4 protein-coding genes are annotated in these 4,142 nt (G+C 32.3%); 2 read left to right on the plus strand and 2 right to left on the minus strand.

Features of this window, described 5'->3' with window-relative positions:
• Positions 1 to 323: DUF2271 domain-containing protein (locus B3J44_RS02350; protein ID WP_286965500.1), on the minus strand; the 323-nt coding region annotated here is incomplete at its 3' end.
• Positions 324 to 423: 100 nt separating this feature from the next.
• Positions 424 to 1,914: an ankyrin repeat domain-containing protein gene (locus tag B3J44_RS02355; protein WP_286965503.1), complete on the minus strand. Its 1,491-nt coding sequence runs from the start codon at positions 1,912 to 1,914 to the stop codon at positions 424 to 426.
• A gap of 789 nt (positions 1,915 to 2,703) precedes the next feature.
• On the opposite strand from B3J44_RS02355, the gene B3J44_RS02360 reads away from it, so the two are divergent.
• Positions 2,704 to 3,678, plus strand: a complete 975-nt coding sequence (locus B3J44_RS02360) for a ribonucleotide-diphosphate reductase subunit beta (protein ID WP_286965505.1) — start codon at positions 2,704 to 2,706, stop codon at positions 3,676 to 3,678.
• A 78-nt stretch (positions 3,679 to 3,756) separates the two neighbouring features.
• Positions 3,757 to 4,142 (plus strand): ribonucleotide reductase N-terminal alpha domain-containing protein (locus B3J44_RS02365; RefSeq protein WP_414654732.1); only part of this gene is annotated, 386 nt, incomplete at its 3' end.

Here is a 4,142-nt window from a genome sequence, read left to right on the forward strand (position 1 = left end):
TCAATTTCGATTGTAGTAACACTACGATCACCTCCCGTTACAGAAGCTCCAGTTTTAGCGCTGATATCGTCTGATTTTTGAGCAGTGTGAAATTTATTCCATTCTTTTAAAGACTTGTACCATTTTTTATCATCGCCCATTACGTAAAGAGTTTTTTCGTATTCTCCTGCCGAATTCACTAGCGAAACAACGATATAAGCACCTTCTCCCATATAGTTATTCATTTGCAACATAATCTTGTATTTGCTTGATTGCGCTTGAGATTGGAAAGAAACTAAAAAGATAAAAGCGCTTGTAAGAGCAATTTTTAATATTGATTTCATCTGAAATTATGTATTTGTGTGGATTTGTAATGTGAAATCCCAAATCCCAAATGTAAAGTTTGGAATTTGGAATTTCAAATATTGATTATTAATTAATTGTTTATTTTAAGAATTCAACAGAAACGTTGTTTTTGGTTAAAAGCTCATTCTCTTTCGCTAAAGCGTAAGCCGTTTCGTCAAATTCTGTACTGATATCTTTTTTAGCTCCAGCAGAAACTAGATATTTTAAAATAGCATCATCCTTAGAAGTCATTGCAGCTCTGTGTAAAGCCGTTAAACCATCTTTATTTTTAGCATTGATGTCAACTTTTAAATCAGTGATTTTTTTCAGAAGAGAAACATCATTTTTAGTAATAGCTAAATGATATAAAGTGTTTCCGTCCTTTTGTGGAGCTGCAAGGTTTAAACCTTTGTCTTGAAGTAATTTTGCTTTAGCATCAAAAGGATCAGTGGCAGCTTTTTCTCTTCCTGCAGGGCGATATGATTGTACTAAGTAAACACCTAAATTATTTCCGTCTTTGTCTTTTACATTTACATCTGCGCCTTTGGTCAAAAGTAAATTTACAGCTTCTGGAGTTCCGTTTCTAACAGCAAAAGTCAAAGCAGATTCTCCTTTAAGATTTTGAACATTTATGTTTTTAACAGAAGGAAGAAACAATTCTAAGACAGCAGTTTCTCTAGCTGCCGCAGCAACCATAACTGGCGTATTTCCTTCTTTATCAGCTTTGTTTACATCAACACCTTTTCCTAAGAAATATTTAATAATTTCAGCCTGATTTGGTTTTCCAGCCAAGAAGTGCAATACATTTTGTCCTGCTTTATTTTGAGCAGTTGCTTTAATTTTTACTTCTTCAACCAAATATTTATAAGTTTCTAAAGTATTACTTTCTCTTCGGCTTCCTTGAGCAGCAAATAAAACCGCGTCGTTAGTTGGTTTAATGCCTTTTTCTAAAAGTTTTTTCAAAAGAGCAATATTTCCAGATCTTGCAGCATAAGTAAAAGCTGTGTTTCCGTCATTATCTACATCTTTTAAAGACATTCTTTTAGTAGAAAAATAGTCAGCAGCTTTTAAATCTTTATCAGATGCAATGGCCAAAAGCAAAAGGTTTGCTCCATTTGCATATTTTTTTGTCGGATTAAGTCCAGCTTTAAAGAAAGCATCGTACATCGCAGCATCTGATTGGCCGTTTGATGCAGCAAAATCAGCAGGAGCGGTTCCGTGGCTGTCTTCAAAATTTACGTCAGAACCTTTAGCAATTAAATATTGAACCAATTCAGTATTTCCTCTATATGCTGCCCAATGGAGATAAATACGATTGTCGTGAGTTAATTTTGTGATTGAATTTCCAGGTTGTTCAACCAAAAATTTGATCGTTGCAAAAGGCGCGTCATTATTAATGGCTAAGGTGGTAACATCAAATGCGTTTGCATTGGCTTCAGCTGGATTATTTCCTTTAGAGATTTCTGCCTGAACCGTTTCAACAGTTGGAGAAGTTTTCCAGAAAGCCGCATCTAGCAACGCATTTTTTTGCTGAGCACTTACAAATAAAGTAGCAGCAAATGCAAAAGAAACGAAAAGATTCTTTTTCATATTTCGATAATTTATGGTTATTGAATTGTACAAGATTAATTTATTTTTTTGGGAATATTTTATTCTATTTAGAATAAATAAAAATAAAAGCAAATGTAAAAATTAATATTCTTAAACCAAGAATAATTTACTGTAAAAAGGGAATTTGAAGGTATTTTTTTAAAAATTAAGAATCCCTTAAGTAAATTTTAATTTTGTTTTAATTCGATCTCTTTTTCGAAGCGGCAAAATGATTTTTGAATGTTTTTTCTCTTTCATAGCTCTAATAAGATTAAATGGTAAGAATTGATGCAATAGTTCTTTTGTAAGGCGTTGATTTTAATAACATCTTTTACTTTTTTACTATTGGTTTGAGTATAAGTTTTTGTAATAAAGTATGTTATGGTTTTTTTGTACGCGACAATTATTTGGAATTATTATAAATAACTGATGTTTTTTTGCTGAAAAATTTACTTTCAAATTTCTCTTTCATCAAAACGAATGTTGATAACTGTTTTCGTTTTGACCTCAGAAAGTACTTTTTTTCATGTTGATAACTTAGTATTATTTTTAGGGAAACTGCTAGCTCATTGTAAATTACAGCGTATTATTTTCATGTTGATAAAATTTGCAAAATCGTAATTTTTTGAAGTTTCAAAACTGTTGATAATTGGGCAGATTTTTAACATCAAAAATTGGACAATAGAATAACTGTGGGTTAAATTTGTAATTATAGAAATCACGCTAATACCTCCCCAAAATAAGCGCTCGGATTTCTATTTCAAAATAGTCACTTAAAACTCTATATATATGTCAATTTTTGATAAAAGAATCAATTATAAACCTTTTGAATATCCTGAGGTTCTGCAATTTACCGAAGCTATTAATAAAGCTTATTGGGTACACACTGAAGTAGATTTTACTGCCGATACGCAAGATTTTCATGCGCATTTGGATTTGGCAGAAAAAACAGCTATTAAAAATAGTTTATTGGCAATTGCGCAGATTGAGGTAGCTGTAAAAAGTTTTTGGGGCAATATATATGAGCATTTTCCAAAACCAGAATTCAACGGATTGGGAACTACTTTTGCGGAATGTGAATTTAGACATTCTGAAGCGTATTCTCGTTTGTTGGAAGTTTTAGGATATAATGATGAATTTGAAAGATTATTGGATGTTCCTGTAATTCGCAGACGCGTAGATTATCTTTCGAATGTATTAAAAGACACAAAATCTCAGGATAACAGAAAGTACATGGTTTCCTTGATTTTGTTTAGTATTTTAATTGAAAACGTTTCTCTTTTCAGCCAGTTTGCTATTTTATTGTCATTCACAAGATTCAAAGGATATATGAAAAATGTGAGTAATATTATTGCTTGGACTTCAATCGATGAGCAGATTCATGCTAATGGCGGAATTTATATCATTAATAAAATTCGTGAAGAGTTTCCAGAATATTTCGATGCAGAAACTCTCGAATTAATTAGAGAAACTGTTAGAGAATCAATCACTGTGGAAGCCGATATTTTAGATTGGATTTTTGAAGATGGAGCGATTGAAACGATAAACAAAGAAGACTTGGTAAACTTCATGAAATTTAGAATTGATGAAAGTTTAAAGCAAATCAATATCGAAACGATTTTTAATGTTTCTCCAGAAGAGTATTCAAAAATGACTTGGTTTGAAGAAGAAGTTTTTGCAAACAGTTTAGATGATTTCTTTGCGAAACGTCCAGTAGAATATACGAAACACGATAAGAGTATCACAGCAAACGATCTTTTTTAATACGAGCCCAGAATACATATGAATACGATAGACAAAAACCTAGAAAATAATAATTTTGAACCACAAAATGATAGTAAAATGTGGTGGAAAAATTCTGAAAGTGAACAGATTTTAAACCGCGGTTATCTTTTAAAAGGAGAAACTGTAGAAGGAGCAATTGATAGAATTTGTACGGCTGCAGCAAAAAGGCTTTACAAACCAGAATTGAAAGAGTCTTTCATGGAAATGATCGAAAGAGGTTGGATGAGTATCAGTTCGCCAGTTTGGGCAAATATGGGAACAGAAAGAGGATTGCCAATTTCTTGTTTTAATGTGCACGTTCCAGATAAAATTGAAGGAATTACACATAAACTTGGAGAAGTAATTATGCAAACCAAAATTGGAGGTGGAACTTCTGGTTATTTTGGTGAATTACGCGAACGCGGAAGTGCTGTAACTGATAACGGAAAGAGTAGTGGAGCAGT

Origin of the sequence: Flavobacterium sp. UBA4854 (assembly GCF_002399805.1) — a bacterium.
In the GTDB taxonomy this organism is placed as follows: domain Bacteria; phylum Bacteroidota; class Bacteroidia; order Flavobacteriales; family Flavobacteriaceae; genus Flavobacterium; species Flavobacterium ginsengisoli.